The 17,609-nt window shown below is 70.8% G+C and carries 12 protein-coding genes and 5 pseudogenes; 11 read left to right on the top strand and 6 right to left on the bottom strand.

The features are described from left to right. Positions 1-92: 92 nt before the first annotated feature. Entirely contained in the window at positions 93-1,043 is a 951-nt protein-coding gene (locus ACFWPQ_RS37735; protein WP_384045240.1) for a bifunctional riboflavin kinase/FAD synthetase, read from the top strand. 86 nt (positions 1,044-1,129) lie between these two features. Here ACFWPQ_RS37735 and ACFWPQ_RS37740 read toward each other — a convergent pair whose 3' ends face one another. The 3 genes and pseudogenes from ACFWPQ_RS37740 to ACFWPQ_RS37750 all read right to left on the bottom strand — a co-directional run bounded on the left by ACFWPQ_RS37740 (position 1,130) and on the right by ACFWPQ_RS37750 (position 5,917). Next, positions 1,130-3,817, bottom strand: coding sequence for a MinD/ParA family protein (locus ACFWPQ_RS37740; protein WP_384045279.1), 2,688 nt, complete (start codon positions 3,815-3,817; stop codon positions 1,130-1,132). Positions 3,818-4,729: 912 nt separating this feature from the next. Continuing rightward, positions 4,730-4,810, bottom strand: a pseudogene (locus tag ACFWPQ_RS37745) (SCO5717 family growth-regulating ATPase); the annotation flags it as partial. A gap of 813 nt (positions 4,811-5,623) precedes the next feature. Then, a complete protein-coding gene (locus ACFWPQ_RS37750; protein ID WP_361304898.1) occupies positions 5,624-5,917 on the bottom strand; it encodes a DUF397 domain-containing protein in 294 nt (97 codons plus the stop codon). 280 nt (positions 5,918-6,197) lie between these two features. On the opposite strand from ACFWPQ_RS37750, the gene rpsO reads away from it, so the two are divergent. The 5 genes from rpsO to ACFWPQ_RS37775 all read left to right on the top strand — a co-directional run bounded on the left by rpsO (position 6,198) and on the right by ACFWPQ_RS37775 (position 11,667). Then, entirely contained in the window at positions 6,198-6,485 is a 288-nt protein-coding gene (gene rpsO, locus ACFWPQ_RS37755; protein ID WP_089098391.1) for a 30S ribosomal protein S15, read from the top strand. 326 nt (positions 6,486-6,811) lie between these two features. Beyond that, positions 6,812-9,037: a polyribonucleotide nucleotidyltransferase gene (locus ACFWPQ_RS37760; protein WP_384045244.1), complete on the top strand. Its 2,226-nt coding sequence runs from the start codon at positions 6,812-6,814 to the stop codon at positions 9,035-9,037. After that, positions 9,034-10,413 carry a M16 family metallopeptidase gene (locus tag ACFWPQ_RS37765; protein WP_384045247.1) on the top strand — a complete coding sequence of 460 codons (1,380 nt, stop codon included), beginning with the start codon at positions 9,034-9,036 and terminating at the stop codon, positions 10,411-10,413. The genes ACFWPQ_RS37760 and ACFWPQ_RS37765 overlap by 4 nt, the downstream gene beginning before the upstream one ends. 29 nt (positions 10,414-10,442) lie before the next feature. Then, positions 10,443-11,195 (top strand): 4-hydroxy-tetrahydrodipicolinate reductase, encoded by a 753-nt coding sequence (gene dapB / locus ACFWPQ_RS37770; RefSeq protein WP_384045249.1) that lies wholly within the window; start codon positions 10,443-10,445, stop codon positions 11,193-11,195. Positions 11,196-11,214: 19 nt separating this feature from the next. Beyond that, positions 11,215-11,667, top strand: a complete 453-nt coding sequence (locus ACFWPQ_RS37775) for a hypothetical protein (protein ID WP_384045252.1) — start codon at positions 11,215-11,217, stop codon at positions 11,665-11,667. A gap of 84 nt (positions 11,668-11,751) precedes the next feature. Here ACFWPQ_RS37775 and ACFWPQ_RS37780 read toward each other — a convergent pair whose 3' ends face one another. Both ACFWPQ_RS37780 and ACFWPQ_RS37785 read right to left on the bottom strand, forming a co-directional pair. After that, positions 11,752-12,315 (bottom strand): hypothetical protein, encoded by a 564-nt coding sequence (locus ACFWPQ_RS37780; RefSeq protein ID WP_384045256.1) that lies wholly within the window; start codon positions 12,313-12,315, stop codon positions 11,752-11,754. A gap of 91 nt (positions 12,316-12,406) precedes the next feature. Next, on the bottom strand, positions 12,407-12,643 hold the full coding sequence (locus tag ACFWPQ_RS37785; protein WP_384045259.1) for a hypothetical protein: 237 nt from the start codon (positions 12,641-12,643) through the stop codon (positions 12,407-12,409). 222 nt (positions 12,644-12,865) lie between these two features. Here ACFWPQ_RS37785 and ACFWPQ_RS37790 point away from each other — a divergent pair. The 5 genes and pseudogenes from ACFWPQ_RS37790 to ACFWPQ_RS37810 all read left to right on the top strand — a co-directional run. Next, positions 12,866-13,210 (top strand): annotated as a pseudogene (locus ACFWPQ_RS37790) (FAD-dependent thymidylate synthase); the annotation flags it as partial. A gap of 105 nt (positions 13,211-13,315) precedes the next feature. Next, positions 13,316-14,062, top strand: a pseudogene (locus tag ACFWPQ_RS37795) (HNH endonuclease); the annotation flags it as partial. After that, a pseudogene (gene thyX, locus ACFWPQ_RS37800) lies at positions 14,063-14,515 on the top strand (FAD-dependent thymidylate synthase); the annotation flags it as partial. A 234-nt stretch (positions 14,516-14,749) separates the two neighbouring features. Continuing rightward, positions 14,750-15,649: a 4-hydroxy-tetrahydrodipicolinate synthase gene (dapA, locus tag ACFWPQ_RS37805; RefSeq protein WP_384045261.1), complete on the top strand. Its 900-nt coding sequence runs from the start codon at positions 14,750-14,752 to the stop codon at positions 15,647-15,649. 163 nt (positions 15,650-15,812) lie between these two features. Next, positions 15,813-17,498 carry a ribonuclease J gene (locus ACFWPQ_RS37810; RefSeq protein WP_384045263.1) on the top strand — a complete coding sequence of 562 codons (1,686 nt, stop codon included), beginning with the start codon at positions 15,813-15,815 and terminating at the stop codon, positions 17,496-17,498. On the opposite strand, the pseudogene ACFWPQ_RS37815 reads toward ACFWPQ_RS37810, so the two are convergent. Further along, positions 17,477-17,609, bottom strand: a pseudogene (locus ACFWPQ_RS37815) (protease HtpX); the annotation flags it as partial. The gene ACFWPQ_RS37810 and the pseudogene ACFWPQ_RS37815 sit on opposite strands and share 22 nt — an antisense overlap.

A 17,609-nucleotide genomic window follows, 5' to 3' on the forward strand; every position in this document is an offset into this window, starting at 1 on the left:
CGACCGTGCCGGTGTGAGACGGGTCCGGCAAACATGGCACCCTTAGACCTGCGTAAGAGGGACAACGGACACAGGTTCGAGGAGCGGTCACAGTGCAGCGCTGGCGTGGCTTGGAGGACATCCCCGAGGACTGGGGGCGCAGCGTCGTCACCATCGGTTCTTATGACGGGGTGCACCGCGGTCACCAGCTGATCATCCGGCATGCCGTGGACCGCGCCCGTGAGCTGGGCATCCCGGCCGTCGTCGTCACCTTCGACCCGCACCCCAGCGAGGTCGTGCGCCCCGGCAGCCACCCGCCGCTGCTCGCCCCGCACCACACCCGCGCCGAGCTGATGACGGAGCTGGGCGTGGACGCGGTGCTGATCCTCCCCTTCACCACCGAGTTCTCGAAGCTGTCGGCCGCCGACTTCGTGGTGAAGGTCCTGGTCGACAAGTTGCACGCCAGGGCCGTCGTCGAGGGTCCCAACTTCCGCTTCGGCCACAAGGCCGCGGGCAACGTGGAGTTCCTCATCGAGCAGGGCACGGTGTACGACTTCGAGGTGGAGGTCGTCGACCTGTTCGTGCGGGGGGAGGCGGGCGGCGGCGAGCCGTTCTCCTCGACCCTGACCCGGCGCCTGGTCGCCGAGGGCGACATGGCGGGTGCCCGCGAGATCCTGGGCCGCCCGCACCGGGTGGAGGGCGTGGTCGTGCGCGGCGCCCAGCGCGGCCGCGAGCTGGGCTTCCCCACCGCCAACGTGGAGACGCTCCCGCACACCGCGATCCCCGCCGACGGCGTCTACGCCGGCTTCCTGCACGCCCAGGGCGAGGTGATGCCGGCCGCGATCTCCGTCGGCACCAACCCGCAGTTCGACGGCACCGAGCGCACGGTGGAGGCGTACGCCATCGACCGTGTGGGGCTCGACCTGTACGGCCTGCACGTCGCCGTCGACTTCCTGGCCTACGTCCGCGGCCAGGCCAAGTTCGACTCGCTCGACGCGCTGCTGGAGCAGATGGCCGAGGACGTCAAGCGCTGCCGGGAGCTGGTGGCGGCCGAGAACGCCTGACCGGGCAGAGGGCTCAGCAGAGGGCTCAGCAGTACGCCGAAGGGCGGCCGGTGCGACGAGGCACCGACCGCCCTTCGGCTTTCCGGCTACTGCTGCGGCGGCTGACCCTGCGGGGGCTGGGCCGGCTGCGGCGGCTGCTGAGGAGCGGCCTGCGGGGGCAGGGGCGGCTGCGGGTAGCCGTATCCCGGTTGCGGCTGAGGCTGCGGCGGATACTGCTGCCCCGGCTGCGGCTGCGGCTGCGGCTGCGGCTGCGGCTGCGGCTGCGGCTGTCCCGGCTGTGGCGGGTAGGGCTGGGCGCCGGGCTGGGGCGGGCCGTACAGCTCCTGCTGCGGCGGCTGTCCCTGCGGCGGGTACGGCTGCTGCGGCGGGTAGGGCTGCTGCTGCGGGTACGGCTGTCCGGGCGCGTACGGCTGTCCGGGCGAGTACGGCTGCGGCTGTCCGGGTGCGTAGGGCTGCTGGCTCGGCAGGGGCTGGCCGGGCATCGGCGGGGCGGCGACCGGCGGCGGGTTGCCGTCGCTGGTCCACAGGCCGTGCATCTGCTGGTGCCGTACGAAGTCCTCGGCGACCATCGCTGCGAGGTTGAAGTACGCCTCGCGCACCTTGGGCCGCATCATGTCGAGGTCGACCTCGGCACCGGCGGACAGGTGCTCGTCGAAGGGGACGACCACGACACCCCGGCAGCGCGTCTCGAAGTGCTGCACGATGTCCTCGACCTTGATCATCTTGCCGGTCTCGCGGACCCCGGAGATCACGGTGATGGACCGCGACACGAGGTCGGCGTATCCGTGCGCGGACAGCCAGTCCAGCGTCGTACTGGCGCTGCTCGCTCCGTCGACCGACGGCGTCGAGATGATGATCAGCTGGTCGGCCAGGTCGAGCACCCCGCGCATGGCGCTGTACAGCAGGCCGGTGCCGGAGTCGGTGAGGATGATCGGGTACTGCCTGCCGAGCACGTCGATCGCGCGCCGGTAGTCCTCGTCGTTGAACGTGGTGGACACCGCCGGGTCGACGTCGTTGGCGATGATCTCCAGGCCGGAGGAGGCCTGTGAGGTGAACCGCCGGATGTCCATGTAGGAGTTGAGGTACGGGATCGCCTGGACCAGGTCACGGATGGTGGCCCCGGTCTCGCGGCGCACCCGGCGGCCGAGCGTGCCGGCGTCCGGGTTGGCGTCGATGGCGAGGATCTTGTCCTGGCGCTCGGTGGCGAGGGTGGAGCCGAGCGCGGTGGTCGTGGTGGTCTTGCCGACACCGCCCTTGAGGCTGATCACCGCTATCCGGTAGCAGGACAGCACCGGCGTGCGGATCAGGTCCAGCTTCCGCTGCCGCTCGGCCTCCTCCTTCTTCCCACCGATCTTGAACCGGGAGGACGCGGCGGAGGGCCGGCCGCTCTTCGCCTTCTGCTTCTTGTTGTTGAGCAGCCGGTCGGACGACAGCTCCACGGCGGCGGTGTAACCCAGCGGCGCGGCACCGGGGTTGGTCATCTGCCGCTGGTCGTGCTGGATGGGCTGCGGCCAGGCGGCACCGGCCCGGGGGTCGACGGGCGGTCGGGGCTGCGGCTGGGCGGCCCCCGGCTCGGGCGCCTGCGGGTTCTGCGGTGCCTGAGGCGCCTGAGGTGCCTGTGCCGTGCGCGGGTCCTGCGGCTCCTGGGGGGCGGCCTGCGGCGGCTGGACGGGGGCGCCCGGCTGCGGGAAGCCGTAGCCGCCGCCGGGCTGAGCCGGAGGCGCCGGGGGCTGCGGGAAGCCGTAACCGCCCTGGGCGTCGGAGGCCGGGTACTGCGGGGCCTGCGGCTGACCGGGCTGCTGGGGGAAGCCGTAGCCTCCCGGAGCCTGCGGCGGCTGGACGGGGACGCCCGGCTGCGGGAAGCCGTAGCCGCCCTGGGCGTCGGGCGCGGGAGGCTGCGGGGCGTAGGGCTGCCCGGGCTGCGGGGGCGCGGGCTGGTTCCAGGCGGCGGGCGCGGGCTGCGGTGCCTGCGGCTGGAACGGCTGCGGACCCTGGGCCGCGGCGGGCTGCGGCTGGGACTGGGGCTGCGGCTGACCGGGCGCCGGCTCCGGTGCGTGCGGCTGGACCGGCCACTGGGCCGCGGGCGCGGGGGCCGCGGGCTGGTACGACGGCGGCAACGGCGGGACCACCGTCGGAGGCGTCGGCGGGGGAGTCCAGGCGGTGGGCACGGCGTCCGCGGGAGCCGGGGGCGCGTCCTGCGGCGGGGCCGGGGCCGCGGGGACGGCGGCCTGCGGGGCTGCGGCGGGCGCGTCCTGGGGTTCGACCTGGTCCACGGCGGCCACGGCGGCCACGGCGGGCGCGGCGCCGTCGGTCTCGGGGCCGCGCTCGTCGTCGTTGTCGTCCAGGGCGTCGACGGCGGCCGCGTCCTGGGACCGGGACTCGCCTGCGTCCGGGGCGTCCGCCGGGACGGCTTCCTGGACGGGCTCGTCCGCCTCGGCGGCACCGTCCGCATCCGCATCCGCATCCGCATCCGCATCCGCGTCCGCGTCCGCATCCACATCGGCGTCGGCGTCGACGGCCTCGAACTCGTCGCGCGGATCCCCGTGCGCGCCCTCGTCCTCGTCCTCGATGTCGATGTAGGCGTCGGCCGACGCCGACGGCTCAGGCGCCTCGGCAGCCTCCTCGCGGGTGTCCTCGTGCTCCGCCTCGGAGCTCACCGGAAGCGCGACGACATCGGCCTCCCGTTCCTCCTCGCCGCCGTCCGTCTCTTCGGCGGCAGTCTGCTCGGCGGCCTCGGCCATCTCGCGCTTCATCGCGACGGCGGAGAACCGCATCGTCGCACCGCTCTCCAGGTCGCCGTTGTCCTGCTCGGGCTCCGGCGTCGGCTCCTCGGCCGTGACCGGCTGCGGCTCGAAACCGACCGGCAGCCCGGGCACGGCGGCCGGGCCGCCGACGGGCGGCGCGGCCGGGATGAACGGCGCCGCGGGCGGGGCGGCCGGCGCCGCGGGTGGGGCGGCCAGGGCCCCGGCGCCCGCGCTCGGCACCGAAGCCGTCGGGGGCGTCGGGGGCGTCGGCGGCGTGAACGGCGCGCCCGGCGTGGCGGTAGGCGGAGGGGTGAAGGGAGCCCCCGGTGTTGACGCGGGCGGCGGGGTGAACGGTGCTCCGGGAGTTGACGCGGGCGGGGGCGTGAAGGGCGCACCGGGCGTCGAAACGGGCGGCGGCGTGACCGGAGCACCCGGCGCCGGAGCGCTCGGTACCGAAGCCACCGGCGGCGTGAACGGAGCCCCGGGACTCACGCTGAGCGGAGGGGTGAAGGGGGCCCCCGGTGTTGACGCGGGCGGCGGGGTGAACGGCGCGCCCGGTGTCGACGTCGGCGGCGGCGTGAACGGTGCTCCAGGACCGGACGTCGGCGGAGCGGGGGGCGGCGGCGTGAAGGGCAGCCCGGGACCCGGCCTCGCGCCCCCCTGCTGGGCGTGCGGAGGAGGCGTCAGCCCGGGGATCGGTGCCCCCGGCGGGAACGGCGAACGGGGCGGCGCGGCAGGACCCGTACCGGCACCGGCGGCACCCGCACCCGCAGGACCCGTACCCACAGGGCCCACACCGGCGCCAGGCCCGCTCACCGCTCCGGGCGCGCCTGCCGAGTCCGCGCCGGCGCCCGGACCGCCGGCCGCCGGACCGGAACCGTCGGCCGCGTTCTGCGTGTACCAGGCGGGCGGCGCGTAGTCGATCGTGAACTCGCCCGTCATCTCGTTGAGGGACTCCGCGTCGGGCTGGTCATCGCCGGGTGTGGCCCAGCCCCCGCGGATCCCGTCCCGATCGCTGCTCACAGTTCCTCCTGGTGTGGTCGAGCACCCTCATGCCGTGCCGGCGCGACGACCATGTCGTGTCGTTCTCAGCATCCAAATTCGTGTGAGGTAGTCCGATCCACCGGCTCTCCCCCTCGGGAAACCGACGTCCTGTTCACAGTCCGGACGTCGCGCCCCCCTCCCAGCCTAATCACCACGAGCCGCACCTCGGCAGGCCCGTCCGCCTCTCGTCAGAGGTCCGCCTGGTCACACCCTGCCCGGAAGTGGTGTGCGGAGCCTTCGTATTGCCGAACAACCGATGAACAAAACGGGCAAGAGCCGTCAGTTCGGTGCCAGTTGGCGTCTGTCATCCTGCCCGCCCTCGCCATGAGTCCCCTGTGGCGCAGGGAGCCAGGGTGGGGCGGTGTTCGCGTGAGCACGGAGGAAACGGGCGAACTGGCCTCAGAAAAGGGGACATTGCGCGCGGATGCCACGGGGGCGGGGGAGTGCCAGGTGAGTACGGCGAAACGCCGCGCCCTCCCGTCCGACGACCAGGGCGAGCTCAGCGACCCGGCGCAGTCGGACATCGTGGTGGAACAGGGCAGGGTCTCCTTCGTCAAGCGGGAACTCGCCGCCGCCGACAAGCACTCCAAGGCCGCCCTGCTGTCCGTGCTCGGCATCGGCATCGGCATCGGCAGCGCGGGCACGAGCCGACCCCGGCGTGGGCTGGGACGCCCCGGGGGCTCTGGCCGGACCGCGAACGGACCGCGAAAGGGCGGCACACGCGCGTGCCGCCCCGCGGACGCCGGTCACCGGGGGGCCGGGCAACCGCTCACCGGCCCGCCGCGCCACCGCTCACTGGGCGGCCAGGCCGCCGTTGCGCTCGTTCGGCTCCAGGTCGAACTCGCCGTCCCGCGCGCCCAGCACGAACGCCCGCCACTCCGCCTCCGTGTACCGCAGCACGGTGCCGTGGTCGAGTGAGGACCGCATGGCCACCGCACCCTCGGGCAGGTAGGCGATCTCGACCCGCTCCTCGTCCTGCTCGGTACCGGGCGCGCAGTGCCACTCGACGCCCGAGATGTCGAGCGCGTAGAGCTCGTCCCGTTCCCGCTCCTTGCGCGCCTTCGTCTCCTCAGCCGTCTCGCTCATCCCGCGCGACCCCTTCCCCTCGTCTTCCCCCGTACCTGCGCTGTGACCGTCACACTACTGGCGGTCGTGCCGGGGCCGTACTTTCTTCCACAACCCCAGGACAGAGCCCCCCACCGGCACTGGTACCCTTGACGACGGCCGTTTGTGTACGCACCTCCGGAGTCCCCCGCGGACCCCGGAGGCCGCGCCCAACGGATCCCCGCCTCCCGAGTAACGGAAGCTCCCCCGAGACAAAGACCGGGGGCACTCGGTGGCCATGCAAAGACTACGAGGAGTACGCGTGTCGCTCGACGCCGCTACGAAGAAGCAGATCATCACCGAGTTCGGTACCAAGGAGGGCGACACCGGCTCCCCCGAGGTCCAGGTCGCCATGCTGTCGCGTCGGATCTCCGACCTGACGGAGCACCTCAAGGTCCACAAGCACGACCACCACTCCCGTCGTGGTCTGCTGATCCTGGTCGGTCAGCGCCGTCGCCTCCTGCAGTACCTGGCGAAGAAGGACATCCAGCGCTTCCGTGCGCTGGTCGACCGCCTGGGCATCCGCCGCGGTGCGGCGGGCGCCAAGTAAGACGCCGTGAAGGGAGCGGTTCCCGGAGAGACACCCGGGGCCGCTCCCTTTGCCGTACGTGCGGAAACGTGCGGAGTGTCACTCACGCTTTGTAGTGTGGTAGCACAACGCAATACGCACGACACAGCACGACAACGAACAAGGAGAAGCGCACCCAAGCCGCCGCCGGTCCTCGGTAGTGGCCCCCGGGGGGAAGCGAGCCCCGGGTGCTTCGATCGAAGACCGGCCCGCACAGCACGGCGCGCTTCTCCGCAACCGTCCCCCCGCCACACGGGCGGACCGGGACAAAAGACGTAACGCAGACGAAAGTAACGGAGAAAACGCTAGTGGAGAACGAGACCCACTACGCCGAGGCCGTCATCGACAACGGCGCCTTCGGCACCCGCACCATCCGCTTCGAGACGGGCCGCCTGGCCAAGCAGGCCGCCGGCTCCGCCGTGGCGTACCTGGACGACGACACCATGGTGCTGTCGGCCACCACCGCCTCCAAGAACCCCAAGGATCAGCTCGACTTCTTCCCCCTCACGGTGGACGTCGAGGAGCGGATGTACGCCGCCGGCAAGATCCCGGGTTCCTTCTTCCGCCGTGAGGGCCGGCCGAGCGAGGACGCGATCCTCACCTGCCGTCTGATCGACCGCCCGCTGCGCCCGTCCTTCAAGAAGGGCCTGCGCAACGAGATCCAGGTCGTCGCCACCATCATGGCGCTCAACCCCGACCACCTGTACGACGTCGTCGCGATCAACGCCGCGTCCGCGTCCACCCAGCTGGCCGGTCTGCCCTTCTCCGGCCCGATCGGCGGCGTCCGCGTCGCGCTGATCAACGGCCAGTGGGTGGGCTTCCCGACGCACTCCGAGCTCGAGGACGCCGTCTTCGACATGGTCGTCGCCGGCCGCGTCCTGGAGGACGGCGACGTCGCGATCATGATGGTCGAGGCCGAGGCCACCGACAAGACCATCCAGCTGGTCAAGGGCGGCGCCGAGGCGCCCACCGAGGAGGTCGTCGCCTCCGGTCTGGAAGCCGCGAAGCCCTTCATCAAGGTGCTCTGCAAGGCCCAGGCCGACCTCGCCGCGAAGGCCGCCAAGCCGACCGGCGAGTTCCCGATCTTCCTCGACTACCAGGACGACGTCCTGGAGGCGCTGTCCGCCGCCGTCCGCCCGGAGCTCGCCTCCGCGCTGACCATCGCGGGCAAGCAGGAGCGCGAGGCCGAGCTGGACCGCGTCAAGGGTCTGGCCGCCGAGAAGCTGCTCCCGGAGTTCGAGGGCCGCGAGAAGGAGATCTCCGCCGCGTACCGCTCGCTCACCAAGCAGCTGGTCCGCGAGCGTGTGATCAAGGAGAAGAAGCGCATCGACGGCCGGGGCGTGACGGACATCCGTACGCTCGCCGCCGAGGTCGAGGCCATCCCGCGTGTGCACGGCTCCGCCGTGTTCGAGCGTGGCGAGACCCAGATCCTGGGCGTCACCACCCTCAACATGCTCCGGATGGAGCAGCAGCTGGACACCCTTTCCCCGGTGACTCGCAAGCGCTACATGCACAACTACAACTTCCCGCCGTACTCCACCGGCGAGACCGGCCGCGTCGGCTCCCCGAAGCGCCGCGAGATCGGCCACGGCGCCCTCGCCGAGCGCGCCCTGGTCCCGGTCCTGCCGACCCGCGAGGAGTTCCCCTACGCGATCCGCCAGGTCTCCGAGGCGCTGAGCTCGAACGGCTCGACGTCCATGGGTTCGGTCTGCGCGTCCACCATGTCGCTGCTGAACGCCGGTGTGCCGCTGAAGGCCCCCGTCGCCGGTATCGCCATGGGCCTGATCTCCCAGGACATCGACGGCGAGACGCACTACGTCACCCTCACCGACATCCTCGGTGCGGAGGACGCCTTCGGCGACATGGACTTCAAGGTCGCCGGCACCAAGGAGTTCGTGACCGCCCTCCAGCTCGACACCAAGCTGGACGGCATCCCGGCCTCCGTCCTGGCCGCGGCCCTCAAGCAGGCCCGCGACGCCCGCCTCCACATCCTCGACGTGATGATGGAAGCGATCGACAAGCCGGACGAGATGTCCCCGAACGCCCCGCGGATCATCACCGTCAAGATCCCCGTGGACAAGATCGGCGAGGTCATCGGCCCCAAGGGCAAGATGATCAACCAGATCCAGGAGGACACCGGCGCCGAGATCACCATCGAGGACGACGGCACCATCTACATCGGTGCCTCCGACGGCCCGGCCGCCGAGGCCGCCCGCGCCACGATCAACGGCATCGCCAACCCGACGATGCCCGAGGTCGGCGAGCGCTACCTCGGTACGGTCGTGAAGACGACCACCTTCGGTGCGTTCGTCTCCCTGCTGCCCGGCAAGGACGGTCTGCTGCACATCTCGCAGATCCGCAAGCTGGCCGGCGGCAAGCGCGTGGAGAACGTCGAGGACGTCCTCGGTGTGGGCCAGAAGGTCCAGGTCGAGATCGCCGAGATCGACTCCCGCGGCAAGCTCTCCCTGATCCCCGTGATCGAGGGCGAGGAAGAGGCCTCCTCCGAGGACGCAAAGGACGACACCGACCAGTGACGTCGAGCAGCTCCACGACGACGGCCCGCACCTCTCCGGAGGCGCGGGCCGTCGCCCGTACCCAAACCCTGATCAAGGGCGAGAACGGCATCGGCACGGTCCGCAAGACCACCCTCCCCGGCGGCCTGCGCATCGTCACCGAGACCCTGCCCTCGGTCCGCTCCGCGACCTTCGGCATCTGGGCCCACGTCGGCTCCCGCGACGAGACCCCGTCCCTGAACGGCGCCACCCACTACCTTGAGCACCTGCTCTTCAAGGGCACGACCCGCCGTAGCGCGCTGGACATCTCCTCCGCCATCGACGCGGTCGGTGGCGAGATGAACGCGTTCACGGCGAAGGAGTACACGTGCTACTACGCACGCGTGCTCGACACCGACCTGCCGCTCGCCATCGACGTCGTCTGCGACATGCTCACGGGCTCCCTGATCCTCGAGGACGACGTCAACGTCGAGCGCGGCGCGATCCTCGAAGAGATCGCGATGACCGAGGACGACCCGGGCGACTGCGTGCACGACCTGTTCGCGCACACCATGTTCGGCGACAACGCCCTCGGTCGCCCGGTCCTCGGCACCGTCGACACGGTCAACGCCCTCACCGCCGACCGCATCCGCCGCTTCTACAAGAAGCACTACGACCCCACCCACCTGGTGGTCGCCGCGGCCGGCAACATCGACCACAACAAGGTCGTACGACAGGTCCGCGCGGCCTTCGAGAAGGCCGGCGCCTTCAAGAACGCCGAATCGACCCCGATCGCCCCGCGCGACGGCAGCCGCACCATCCGCACCGCCGGCCGCGTCGAACTCCTCGGCCGCAAGACCGAACAGGCGCACGTCGTCCTCGGCATGCCCGGCCTCGCCCGCACCGACGACCGCCGCTGGGCCCTCGGCGTGCTCAACACCGCCCTCGGCGGCGGCATGTCCTCCCGGCTCTTCCAGGAGGTCCGCGAGAAGCGCGGCCTGGCCTACAGCGTGTACTCGTACACCTCGGGCTTCGCCGACTGCGGACTGTTCGGCGTCTACGCCGGCTGCCGGCCCTCGCAGGTGCACGACGTCCTCAAGATCTGCCGGGACGAACTCGACCACGTCGCCGAGAACGGCCTGCCGGACGACGAGATCGGCCGTGCCGTCGGCCAGCTCCAGGGCTCCACGGTCCTCGGCCTGGAGGACACCGGCGCGCTGATGAACCGTATCGGCAAGAGCGAACTGTGCTGGGGCGAGCAGATGTCCGTCGACGACATGCTGGCCCGGATAGCCGCCGTGACCCCGGACGAGGTCCGCTCGGTCGCCCGCGACATCCTGGGACAGCGCCCGTCGCTGTCGGTCATCGGCCCGCTCAAGGACAAACAGGCCGCACGCCTGCACGACGCCGTCGCCTGACACACCACCGGTAAGGAACGAAGACGAAGATGAGCAAGCTGCGCGTGGCGGTCCTCGGCGCCAAGGGCCGGATCGGCTCCGAGGCGGTCAGGGCGGTCGAGGCCGCCGAGGACATGGAGCTGGTCGCCGCCCTTGGCCGGGGCGACAAGCTGGAGGCGCTGGCCGACTCCGGCGCCCAGGTCGCCGTCGAACTCACCACCCCCGCCTCGGTGATGGGCAACCTCGACTTCTGCGTACGCCACGGCATCCACGCCGTCGTCGGTACGACGGGCTGGACCGACGAGCGCCTCGCGCAGCTGACGGGCTGGCTCGCCCAGTCCCCGGAGACCGGCGTGCTCATCGCCCCGAACTTCTCCATCGGCGCCGTGCTGACGATGAAGTTCGCGCAGATCGCCGCGCCCTGGTTCGAGTCGGTGGAGGTCGTCGAGCTCCACCACCCGAACAAGGTCGACGCCCCCTCCGGGACCGCCACCCGCACGGCCCAGCTGATCGCCGACGCCCGCCGCGCGGCCGGCACCGCCCCGGCCCCGGACGCCACGGTGACCGCCCTGGACGGTGCCCGGGGCGCCAGCGTCGACGGCATCCCCGTCCACGCCGTCCGCCTCCGCGGCCTCCTCGCCCACCAGGAGGTCCTCCTCGGCGGCGAGGGCGAGACCCTCACCATCCGCCACGACTCCCTCCACCACAGCAGCTTCATGCCGGGCATCCTGCTCGGCGCCCGCCGGGTGGTGACCGCTCCGGGCCTGACCTTCGGCCTGGAGAACTTCCTGGACCTGGGCTGAGCCCGGAAGGCCCCTGCTCATGCGCGCGAAGCTCTCCTACGCCGTCACGGCCGCCGTCCTCCTCTTCTACTTCGTCCTGGTCGGCAGCCGGGGTGTGATGCTCATCCAGACCGGCACGGTCCTCACCGTCACCTTCGGGGTGGCGGTGCTGATCCTGCCGGTCATCGGCCTGTGGTTCCTGTGGAAGAACACCCAGTTCGTCCGCAGGGCCAACGCCCTCGCCACCGAGCTCGACGCCGAGGGCGGCCTGCCCGTGGACGAGCTGAAGCGCACCCCCGGCGGCCGGATCGACCGGGACTCGGCCGACGAGGTCTTCGCCAAGCGCAAGGCCGAGACCGAGGCCGCCCCCGACGACTGGCGCAGCTGGTTCCGCCTCGCCGTCGCCTACCACGACGCCCGGGACACCCCGCGCGCCCGCAAGGCGATGCAGCGCGCCATCGCCCTGCACGACGGCAGGCCGGTGGAAGCCTGAGTCCCCGCCCCCTCAGGGGGCGCGGGGAACTGCGCGACCAGCCACGACGGCGCCGCAGACGGCACACGGCACGTCGCGGCACTTTCAGCGAAGCTGACCGTGCCCGTACTCCGCCGCCCACGCCTCCACCGCGTCCGCCGCACGGTCGAACGCCGACGTCCGGCCCACGAAGTCCATCCCGTGCGTGGTCAGCAGCGGCCCGGTGTCCTCCGGCGACCGGTCCTTGCGCACCAGGGTCAGCGCCTGCCCCTGTACGGTCCGCGGCAGACCCAGCCAGCGCACCGGCTGCTGCGCCGTACGTACCGTGACGACCCGCTTCCAGGGCACCGTCCGCGTGTGCAGCAGACCCACCTGGCGCACCCCGTGCGCGCTCACCCACACGCCCATGCGCAGTATCCGCAGCGCGGCGGCGATGATCAGCAGCGCGATACCGAGGACCACCCCGGCGGAGGACAGCGAGCCGGTCAGGGCCAGGGCGACCGCTGCGAACAGCACGAACGAGGCGAGCAGTAGCCACAGGGCGGCCCCGCCGACCCGCCAGGGCCCGGGCCGGTAGGGGCGGCGCCAGCGGTCCCGGTCGTCGTACGGGAGGGCGTTGTCGAGTGCCGCGTCATAGGCGCGGTCGGCCGTCAGGAAGGGCAGGGGCACGACTGGTCCTCACTCAATCCATGCGTGGGCTGTGCCCGGTGAGGCTATCCGGCCGTCTCCCCGCCCACCACTCACGGGGGTCCGGAAGAGTTCAGCGCCCCTGGGAGGCCTGCGATTGCCGGTTCCCGGTGTCGGACGGCGTGGAAAGCGCGGGCATGCCCAGCACCAGCGAGCCCACGAGCCCGGCCACGATGGTGAGCCCGAGCAGCCACTTCCCGGCTATCTGACTCACGGACGACCGCTGACGGGGCGGGGGAGCGACATTGCTGCGGAACCTGTCGGCTTCGGCGAGGAAGGCGAACGGGACTGGTTCGCGCCGACGGAACATGGGTGGTGCATCCCCTCTCGGGATCGAATCTCTGGATCTCTGGATCGAACGACTGTCTGTCATCTACACAGACGGGCGAGTGACCCGATAGGTGCCCGGTTTCACCGAATTCACAGAAATTCGCCGGTGTATGTCGCGCCCCGGTACCGAACGCCCCGATGTCGGTGCCGGGCCGTAGAGTGGGCGCCGCCCGAGAGAAGTGATGGAAGGACCCTCCGAGCCGTGACCGACACCCCCGCCGACGACCTCAAGCCCAGCTTCCGGAGCGATGTCACCGTCGACCTGGTCAAGCACAGCGCGGCCGACTCCGACGTGCTGTGGGCCGCACGCGTCTCCACCGCCGGCGAGCAGTCCCTGGACGAGCTGAAGAAGGACCCGGAGCGCTCCAAGGGCCTCATCAACTACCTGATGCGGGACCGGCACGGCAGCCCCTTCGAGCACAACTCGATGACCTTCTTCATCAGCGCCCCGATCTTCGTCTTCCGCGAGTTCATGCGCCACCGGGTGGGGTGGTGCATCGCCGGGGACACGGAGATCACCCTGGAGAGCGAGGCGGGCCGCCTTCGCCGGCGCACCATCGCCGAGCTGTACAAGCTCTGGCACCTGGGCGTCGAGGACCGTCTGCCGCACTCCGCCGGAGGCGTGACCTGGCACAGCCGGGCGGGCAAGTGGATGGCCCAGGTGCGACGCGGCGACACGAACCACTACCTCGGCCTGTACGAGAACCGCGAGGCGGCGGAGTCCGCCGTCGCGGAGTTCCGGGAACTCCACCCCAGTACCCGCATCCGCAAGCTCGAATCGGTCCGCCGGAACCACGTGCGCTGCTATGACGAGGAAACTCTGCTCGCCCAGCGGGCGAGGATCGTCGACGTCATCGAGTCGGGCGTGAAGCCGCTCGTCAAGATCACCACCGCCTCGGGCAAGACCCTCCGCTGCACCGTCGACCACGCCCTCTTCACCCCCGAGGGCTGGTGCAAGGCGGGAGAGCTCACCGTCGGGGATGCCGTCCTGGTCGCCGGCACGGCGCCGCGCCCGTCGCAGGGGCTGGTCCCGCCGAGCCTGCGCCGCGGTATCGGCGTATGGACCTCGATGCAGCGCGAACGGCTGATCAGGGAGGTCGACACCTGTCACCTGTGCGGTCACGACTTCCCCCGGGAGCAGCTCGCCCTGGACCACGTCGTTCCGGTGGCCGGTGACCTGCTCCAGGCCCTCGACGAGAAGAACCTCGCCCCGGCCTGCGAGCCGTGCCATGCGACCAAGAGCGCGGGAGAGCAGGCGCTGGCCCAGCGCGGCGGCAAGATCGCCAAGGCGGTGCCGGACCAGGTCGTCGCCATCGAGGCGGACGGCGAGGAGATGACCTACGACCTCTCCGTGGAAGGCCCCTGGCACAACTTCCTCGCGAACGGTTTTGTCGTCCACAACTCGTACAACGAGGAGTCTGGCCGGTACCGGGAACTGCAGCCGGTCTTCTACGTCCCCGGCGAGGACCGCAAGCTGGTGCAGCAGGGGCGCCCCGGCAAGTACGAGTTCGTGCCGGGCACCGAGGCCCAGCAGGAGATCGTGGAACGTTCGATGCAGGAGTCGTACGTCCAGGCCTACGAGCGCTACCAGGAGATGCTCGCCGCAGGCGTCGCCCGGGAGGTCGCCCGTGCGGTGCTGCCCGTCGGTCTCTTCTCCTCGATGTACGCCACCTGCAACGCCCGCTCGCTGATGCACTTCCTCGGGCTGCGCACCCAGCACGAGCTGGCCAAGGTGCCGTCCTTCCCGCAGCGGGAGATCGAGATGGTGGGCGAGAAGATGGAGGCGGAGTGGGCCAAGCTCATGCCGCTCACCCATGCGGCCTTCAACGCCAACGGCCGGGTCGCGCCGTAGTCGCGCCGTGGCACGGCCCGCTGATCGCGCTTCTTGTCGTGCTCGGCACAGATGTACGGGTCGGCCTGGAGAAGTGTCCGTATTGCGGCATTTAGCGAAGTTCATCTAGCCTGATCAAACGGACCCGGCACTGCTTGAACCCCCGAGCAGGCAGTGCCGGGCTCCGCATTTGTCAGGACTTTCCCCGCACCCCAAGGGCAGACCGCGCCGTGAGCACCGAGTAGCGTGTAACCCATGGCTCCGACCTCCACTCCGCAGACCCCCTTCGGGCGGGTCCTCACCGCCATGGTCACGCCCTTCACGGCGGACGGCGCGCTCGACCTCGACGGCGCACAGCGGCTCGCCACCCACCTGGTGGACGCAGGCAACGACGGCCTGATCATCAACGGGACCACCGGCGAGTCCCCCACCACCAGCGACGCGGAGAAATCGGACCTGGTACGAGCCGTACTGGAGGCGGTCGGCGACCGCGCCCACATCGTGGCCGGAGTCGGCACCAACGACACCCACCACAGCATCGAGCTGGCCCGCCAGGCCGAGCGCGACGGCGCACACGGCCTGCTGGTCGTCACGCCGTACTACAACAAGCCCCCGCAGGAGGGCCTGTACCGGCACTTCGCGGCCGTCGCCGACGCCACCGGGCTCCCCGTGATCCTCTACGACATCCCCGGCCGCAGCGGCGTCCCGATCAGCACCGAGACGTTCGTCCGCCTCGCCGAGCACCCCAGGATCGTCGCCAACAAGGACGCCAAGGGCGACCTCGGCCGCGCGAGCTGGGCCATCGCCCAGTCCGGCCTCGCCTGGTACTCCGGCGACGACATGCTGAACCTGCCGCTGCTCTCCGTGGGTGCGGTCGGCTTCGTCTCGGTCGTCGGCCACCTGGTCACCCCCGACCTGCGGGCCCTCGTCGACGCCTACACCTCCGGTGACGTCGTCAAGGCCGCCGAGATCCACCAGAAGCTGCTCCCCGTCTACACCGGTGTGTTCCGCACCCAGGGCGTCATGACCACCAAGGCCGCGCTCGCCCTCCAGGGACTGCCCGCAGGACCCCTGCGCGCACCCATGGTCGAGTGTTCGGCCGAGGAGATTGCCCAGCTCAAGATCGATCTTGCCGCCGGCGGGGTACAACTCTGACAACAGACTTCTGCGCGGCCGTCCGCGCAGCGACGCTTCACAACTGAAGAAGCGGGACCACCGGTGCCCGCACCCTGCAAGGACAACGACAACTGCTTATGCACGAACGTCACGCACGCCACGTGCCCGACCGGTACGTGGCGTGCGTGGTGAGGAGAGTCTTTTGAGTCATCCGCATCCTGAACTCGGCGCCCCGCCGCAGCTCCCCGAAGGCGCGCTCCGCGTCACCCCGCTCGGCGGGCTCGGTGAGATCGGCCGAAACATGACTGTCTTCGAGTACGACGGCCGCCTGCTGATCGTCGACTGCGGAGTGCTCTTCCCCGAGGAGGAGCAGCCCGGAATCGACCTGATCCTGCCGGACTTCTCGTCCATCCGGGACCGCCTCGACGACGTCGAGGGCATCGTCCTCACGCACGGCCACGAAGACCACATCGGCGGCGTCCCCTTCCTCCTCCGCGAGAAGCCGGACATCCCGCTCATCGGCTCCAAGCTGACCCTCGCCCTCATCGAGGCCAAGCTCCAGGAGCACCGCATCCGCCCCTACACCCTGGAAGTGGCGGAGGGGCAACGCGAGCGCGTCGGTCCCTTCGACTGCGAGTTCATCGCCGTCAACCACTCCATCCCGGACGCCCTGGCCGTGGCCATCCGCACCCCGGCCGGCATGGCGGTCCACACCGGCGACTTCAAGATGGACCAGCTTCCGCTGGACGGCCGTCTGACGGATCTACACGCGTTCGCACGGCTGAGCGAGGAAGGCATCGACCTGCTCCTCGCCGACTCGACGAACGCCGAGGTCCCCGGATTCGTCCCGCCCGAGCGGGACATCTCCAACGTCCTGCGCCAGGTCTTCGCCAGTGCGCGCAAGCGGATCATCGTGGCGAGCTTCGCCAGCCATGTCCACCGCATCCAGCAGATTCTGGACACGGCCCACGAGTACGGCCGCCGGGTCGCCTTCGTCGGCCGCTCCATGGTCCGCAACATGGGCATCGCGAGGGACCTCGGCTACCTGAAGGTCCCGCCAGGCCTGGTCGTCGACGTCAAGACGCTCGACGACCTTCCCGACCACGAGGTGGTCCTGGTCTGTACGGGTTCCCAGGGCGAACCGATGGCCGCCCTGTCCCGGATGGCCAACCGCGACCACCAGATCCGCATCGTCGACGGCGACACGGTCATCCTGGCCTCGTCGCTCATCCCCGGAAACGAGAACGCGGTCTACCGCGTCATCAACGGCCTGACCCGCTGGGGCGCCAACGTCGTCCACAAGGGCAACGCCAAGGTGCACGTCTCCGGCCACGCCTCCGCCGGTGAGCTGCTGTACTTCTACAACATCTGCCGGCCGAAGAACCTGATGCCGGTCCACGGCGAATGGCGGCACCTGCGCGCCAACGCCGAGCTCGGCGCCCTCACCGGTGTCCCGCACGACCGCATCGTCATCGCCGAGGACGGCGTCGTCGTCGACCTCGTCGGGGGCAAGGCCAAGATCTCCGGCAAGGTCCAGGCGGGTTACGTCTACGTCGACGGCCTCTCGGTCGGCGACGTCGGCGAGCCGGCCCTCAAGGACCGCAAGATCCTCGGGGACGAGGGCATCATCTCGGTCTTCGTGGTCGTCGACTCGTCCACCGGCAAGATCACGGGCGGTCCCCATGTCCAGGCCCGCGGCTCGGGTATCGACGACTCCGCGTTCGCGGACGTCCTCCCGAAGATCTCGGAGGTCCTGGAACGCTCGGCCCAGGACGGCGTCGTGGAGCCGCACCAACTGCAGCAACTGATCCGCCGCACCCTCGGGAAGTGGGTCTCGGACAGGTATCGCCGCAGGCCGATGATCCTCCCGGTCGTCGTGGAGGTCTGACGCGCGTACAGCGTTCGTACGACCCCTCGTACGCGTGAACCCCGCGGATTGCGGCCCGTCGCGAACGCGTTCGGTGCCTTCGTCGGCGAGATGTACAGGCGCGGCATGGGC

The organism is Streptomyces sp. NPDC058464 (assembly GCF_042721035.1).
GTDB lineage: Bacteria > Actinomycetota > Actinomycetes > Streptomycetales > Streptomycetaceae > Streptomyces.